General features: G+C 70.1%; 4 protein-coding genes. 1 reads left to right on the forward strand and 3 read right to left on the reverse strand.

All coding sequences use genetic code 11. The features are described 5' to 3' along the window. Positions 1-146 precede the first annotated feature (146 nt). Genes G6022_RS13195 through G6022_RS13205 form a run of 3 tightly spaced genes read right to left on the reverse strand, consistent with a single transcriptional unit; the run spans position 147 to position 4,313 of the window. Positions 147-1,220, reverse strand: coding sequence for a phosphotransferase family protein (locus G6022_RS13195; RefSeq protein ID WP_182638581.1), 1,074 nt, complete (start codon positions 1,218-1,220; stop codon positions 147-149). 51 nt (positions 1,221-1,271) lie between these two features. Beyond that, positions 1,272-2,615: an MFS transporter gene (locus G6022_RS13200; RefSeq protein ID WP_179525669.1), complete on the reverse strand. Its 1,344-nt coding sequence runs from the start codon at positions 2,613-2,615 to the stop codon at positions 1,272-1,274. Between the two features lie 36 nt (positions 2,616-2,651). Continuing rightward, a complete protein-coding gene (locus tag G6022_RS13205; protein WP_182610850.1) occupies positions 2,652-4,313 on the reverse strand; it encodes an AMP-binding protein in 1,662 nt (553 codons plus the stop codon). A 124-nt stretch (positions 4,314-4,437) separates the two neighbouring features. Between G6022_RS13205 and G6022_RS13210 the strand changes: the two genes are divergently transcribed. Next, positions 4,438-5,070 (forward strand): TetR/AcrR family transcriptional regulator, encoded by a 633-nt coding sequence (locus tag G6022_RS13210; RefSeq protein ID WP_182610851.1) that lies wholly within the window; start codon positions 4,438-4,440, stop codon positions 5,068-5,070. The last annotated feature ends 44 nt before the right edge of the window (positions 5,071-5,114 follow it).

Raw genomic sequence — 5,114 nt, forward strand, 5'->3', positions numbered from 1 at the left:
GACGCGCCCGTCCAGGCGGAAGCGGTCGAGCACGGGCAGCGCCGCCTGGGGACCCGTGCGGGGGTCGACCGGCCCGCGAGCGATCCGGTCGGTGGGGTCGGCAGCCGGGGCGCCGGAAACGCCGGCGTCGGAAGCGGGATCAGCCATCAGCGGGTGCCTTTCCGGGAATCGAGGATCGAGTGGCCGTACTCCACCAGTTCGCGGATCTGCGGGCCGATGTCACCGAAGTCCTGTCCGGCCATGTCCCCGGCCTCGGAGCGGGTGGCCACACCCTGGGCGATCGCCGCGAACTTGAACGTCGCGAACGCCAGGTACCAGGGCATGTGTGCGGGATCCGTGCCGGTCGCGGAGCAGTACCTGTCCAGCAACCGCTGCGGACCGGGCCACCCGGGGCCCGTGGTCAGACTCGGGATGAGCGGGACCTCGGGTCCGTCGGGATCGCCCCAGTACAGAACGGTCTGGGCGAGGTCGGCCACCGGATCGCCGAGGGTCGACAGTTCCCAGTCGAGGATCGCCTTGATCCGTCCCGGATCGTCGGCGTCGACCACACAGTTGTCCATGCGGTAGTCACCGTGGATGATCCGCGACGACGGCGAGGTGGGCAGGTCCCGGCCGAGTCGCGCGGCCAGCTCGGGGAGGCGGTCCGCGCGGACGCTCGCGCTCGCCTTCTCGGACTGTCCCAGCCACCGGCGTAGCTGGCGCTCCAGATAACCCTCCGGCCGCCCCAGATCCCCCAGGCCGACGGCGTCCTGATCCACTGCGTGGAGAGCGACCATCGCGTCGATCTGCGCGTCCGCCATGGCCGCCTTGTCGTCGTCGGACTCGGCGTAGCCCGGCGGCAGTTCGTCGCGGATCACGTGACCGACGACCTTCTCCATCACGTAGTACGGGACACCGAGGTCCTCGCCGGTGGTCTCGTTGAGCACGATCCCGGCCACCGGGACGTCCGTCGACGCCAGCCCCAGCTGGATGCGCGCCTCGCGCCCCATGTCGTGGGCGCTCGGGAGGAGCTCACCCGTGGGCGGCCGACGCAGGATGAGCTCGCCGGCGTCCGAGCGGAGCGTGAACGTGAGGTTGGACTTGCCCCCCGCGATCAGCTCGGCGGAGAAGTCCGTCCAGGCCGCCTCGCCCGTGGCCTCGGCGATCTTGGGGCCCACGACGTCGGGGCGGAGGAGTCGGTCGACCGCCGGGCCGGCGGACGATTCTGGTGGAGTGGTCATGGGGTGATCCTCGCGGTTGATGGGCGGCCGGATGACCGGAACGGGCACGGACTAGTCGTGGCCGACCGTGTGCAGGTCGTTGCCGCGGGTCTCCTTCATGATCGCCGTCGCGATGATGGTGCAGACGCAGAGCACGATGATGTAGGCGCTGATCATCCAGTACACGTCCCACTCGATGAACTGCGCGTTGAGGTACGGTGCGCTGCCGCCGAAGACCGCGACGGACAGGGAGTAGGCGAAACCGATGCCCGCCGTGCGCATCTTGGTGGGGAACGCCTCGGACATGAACGACGACAGGATGGAACCGGCGGCGGCGACCAGGGTCATGGCGATCAGCGAGGTGAGGAACAGGGTCCACGGTCGGTCGTCGATCATGCCCATCAGGAACGGGGTGGTGACGATGGTGCCGACAGCGAAGATGAAGATCACCGGGCGCCGGCCGATCTTGTCCGACAGCAGGCCCCACAGCGGGAGCGTGCACAGGGCGACCAGCTGGCTGCCGAAGATCATCCAGAAGGCGGCGCCCGCATCCATGTCGCGTTGGGTGATCGCGAAGGTGGAGGCGTACGAGCTCCAGGTGTAGTGGGCGACGGTGACGCCGGAGACCATGGTCACGACCAGCGCGATGGCACGGGCAAGACGGCCCCTGGAGAAGGTGACCACCGGGGAGGTCGGGTCGGCTGCGGCCGCCTCGGCGGCCTTGTCGAAGACGTCGGACTCCTCCATACCGGCCCGCAGGTACAGCACGAACAGGGCGAACACGGCACCGAGCAGGAACGGGATGCGCCAGCCCCACTCGCCGACGGCGGACTCGGACAGCACGGCGGTGATGGTGCCGCCCACGCCGTAGGCGATCACGGTGCCGCCCATGATGGCGACGAAGACCAGGCTCCCCCACATCCCGCGACGGTGGGGCGGCGCGATCTCGGCGACGTAGCTGTACGCGGTCGCGGACTCACCACCGTGCGCGAAGCCCTGGACGATCCGGCACAGCAGGAGCAGCACGGAGGCGAAGACACCCAGGGTCTCGTAGCTCGGCAGCAGTCCGATCAGCAGGCTCGCGCCCGCCATCATGAGCATGGTGGTGATGAGGACCCACTTGCGGCCCTTGACGTCGGCGATCCGGCCGAAGACGATCCCGCCGAGCGGCCGGACGAGGAAGCCCACGGCGAAGACGGCGAAGGTCGCCAGCAGGGCCGAGACCGGGTTCTCGTTGTTGAACATCGCCGCCGCGATGAACGGGGCGAACACCGCGTAAGCGGTCCATTCGTACCACTCGAACAGCTGCCCGGTGGTGCTGGCCGCGAGCGACCTCTTGGCGTTCCTGTTGCCCTCGGCGGACTGCGTCGGGGTGACCTCCGAGGGGAGGTCGGGGCGGATGCTGGCCTCGGCCATGTCATCTCCTTCGGGTCGGGTGAGGGGTCTGGGGAATCAGGAGGGGGTGTGCTCGTCGCGGAGTTCGCGGCGACGGATCTTGCCGGTCTGGGTCTTGGGCAGCTCGCCGACCACGTGGACCTCGGCGGGCCTCTTGTAGGCGGCGAGTCTGGAGGCGGCGAAGGCGACCAACTCCTCCCCGGTGGCGGTGCGGCCCGCCTTGAGGGAGACGAACGCGACCACCTTCTCGCCGCGGTACTCGTCCGGCAGGCCCACGACCGCGGCCTCGAAGACCGCGTCGTGCTCGTACAGGACGTCCTCGACCTCGCGGGGCCAGACCTTGTACCCGGAGGCGTTGATCTGGTCCTTGAGCCTGTCGACGAGGTAGACCCAGCCGGCGGAGTCCATGACGGCGACATCACCGGTGTGCAGCCGGCCGCCGGGCATCGCCCCGGCGGTGGCCGCGGCGTTGCGCCAGTACCCGGACACGATCTGGGGTCCGCTGAGGACGAGCTCGCCCTGCTGCCCCGGCGGGACGGGTCGATCGTCGACGCCCACCACGCTCGCGTCGACCCCCGGGAGTGGGACCCCGACGGAGAGCGTCCCGCTGGCCTCGTCCACGGGGGCGCGGAGTCCGGGCGGGACGGCGACGACCCCCGAGGTCGTCTCGGTCATCCCGTAGGCGTTGTGGATGTAGTGGCCGAACCGCTCCCGGAACCGCTCGACCGTCGACGGCGGGATCGGTGCTCCCCCGCTGTAGAGCGTCTTGACGGACCCGAAGTGCTCCGGGCCGGCCTCGTCCAGACGCATGAGCGCGTTGAAGGCCGTGATGGACCCGATCGTGTAGGTGACCCGGTGTTCGCGGAAGGCGTCCAGGACGACCTCGGGCCGGAAGCGCCCGGCGAAGACCAAGGCGGTGTCCCCCAGCAGGCCGAGGGTCGCGTTGATGACGGCACCGGTGATGTGGAACAGCGGCGCTATGGCCAACACCACGTCTCCCGGCACGATGCCGACGAAGTCGGCGAAACTCCGGGCCACGGCCACCACGTTCGCGTGCGAGTTCATCGCACCCTTCGGGGGACCGGTGGTCCCCGAGGTGTAGGTCAGCAGCGCGAGGTCGTCCGGTGACACCGTGACGGGAGCCGGGGTCCGACCCGAGAAGTCGGAGATGAGCCGCACGAGATCGCCGTCCTCCGACGGCACTCCCGGGTCCGTTCCGCCGAATACCCGGGGGTCGTTCCTGGTCTGGAGGTCCCGCTCGCTGGTGCTCAGGATCCACCGGGCGTCGGTGCCCTCCACGCTCTCGCGGATCGCGGCGACGTCCCGGTCGGTGGCGATGATCCCCACCGCGCCGGAGTCCTCGACGGGCAACCGGAGCTCGCGACCGAAGTACATCGGGTTGAGGACCACGGCGGCGGCGCCGATCTTCCACAGGGCGAGCAGCGCCAGCGCGTACTGCGGGATGTTCTGCAGGTGGATGCCGACGCGGTCGCCGCCCCGCACCCCTCGATCCTGCAGCGCCGCGCCGAGGGCGTCCGACATGCGGTCGACCTCACGCGCCGAGAGGAGGGTGTCGAAGTACGCGACCGCGGTCCGGTCCGGACTCGTCGCGACCCGGTCGCGCCAGGCGTCGACCAGCGTCGCCCGCCGCCCCGCGAGGCCCTCGTCGAGACCCGGACGGTACAACTCCCGCCACGGGCGCGGGTTCGGTCCGTTCATCATCGCCCTCCGCTCCGTCGGCCCGACCGAGCGATCGCTCGGTCCGATGTAGTGTTACCCACACCACATCACGTGTCAAGTGATCGACAGCTAGGGTTTTTCGATGACCGAGGAGAGTCCACCGATGAGCGACTGGCGAGAATTCGGGCCCGACACCCTGTCGCCCCCGTTACGTGCCGCGTTGGTCGTCTTCGCGCGACACGGGTACCACGGCGCCTCGATCAGGATGATCGCCGAAGAGGCCGGACTGTCCGTTCCGGGCCTCTACCACCACTATCGCTCGAAACAGGCGATCCTCGCGGCCGTGGTGGACACGGCGATGGCGGAGATGCTCGAGCACACCGGCGCGGCCGTGGAGGACGCCGGGAACCACCCGGTCGCCCGCTTCGAGAACCTCGTGGAGTGCCTCGCCCGCTTCCACATGGCCAGGCGGGACCAGGCGTTCGTGGCCTCCACGGAGATGCGGAGCATGGACCCGGGCGTCCGCGCCCACCACATCGCCCAGCGCGACTCCCAGCAGGCGATGCTCGAGGAGGCCATCCGGGCCGGCGTCGACTCGGGGGACTTCGCCTGTGAGCACCCCGAGGACGCGGCCCGCGCGATCTCGTCGCTGTGCGTGTCGATCTCCTCCTGGTACCGCCCCGACGGCCCGCTGACGAGAGACGACGTGGTGGCACGACACCTGTACTTCGCCCGCGGCATGGTGGGCGCGGCCCGGGCCGGCGGCGTCGCCGACCCGTCACCGTCCCCGAGTTGACCGGCCCTTCCCCCGCGGCGCCTGCTGCCGGCCACGTGGCTGCT

Origin of the sequence: Dietzia sp. Cai40, from assembly GCF_014145165.1 — a bacterium.
Taxonomy (GTDB): Bacteria; Actinomycetota; Actinomycetes; order Mycobacteriales; family Mycobacteriaceae; genus Dietzia; species Dietzia natronolimnaea.

Excerpts from the sequence above, each read along its gene's own strand:
- G6022_RS13195 (WP_182638581.1), bottom strand. The coding sequence starts at position 1,220 with ATGACCACTCCACCAGAATCGTCCGCCGGCCCGGCGGTCGACCGACTC.
- G6022_RS13200 (WP_179525669.1), bottom strand. The coding sequence starts at position 2,615 with ATGGCCGAGGCCAGCATCCGCCCCGACCTCCCCTCGGAGGTCACCCCG.
- G6022_RS13205 (WP_182610850.1), bottom strand. The coding sequence starts at position 4,313 with ATGAACGGACCGAACCCGCGCCCGTGGCGGGAGTTGTACCGTCCGGGT.
- G6022_RS13210 (WP_182610851.1), top strand. The coding sequence starts at position 4,438 with ATGAGCGACTGGCGAGAATTCGGGCCCGACACCCTGTCGCCCCCGTTA.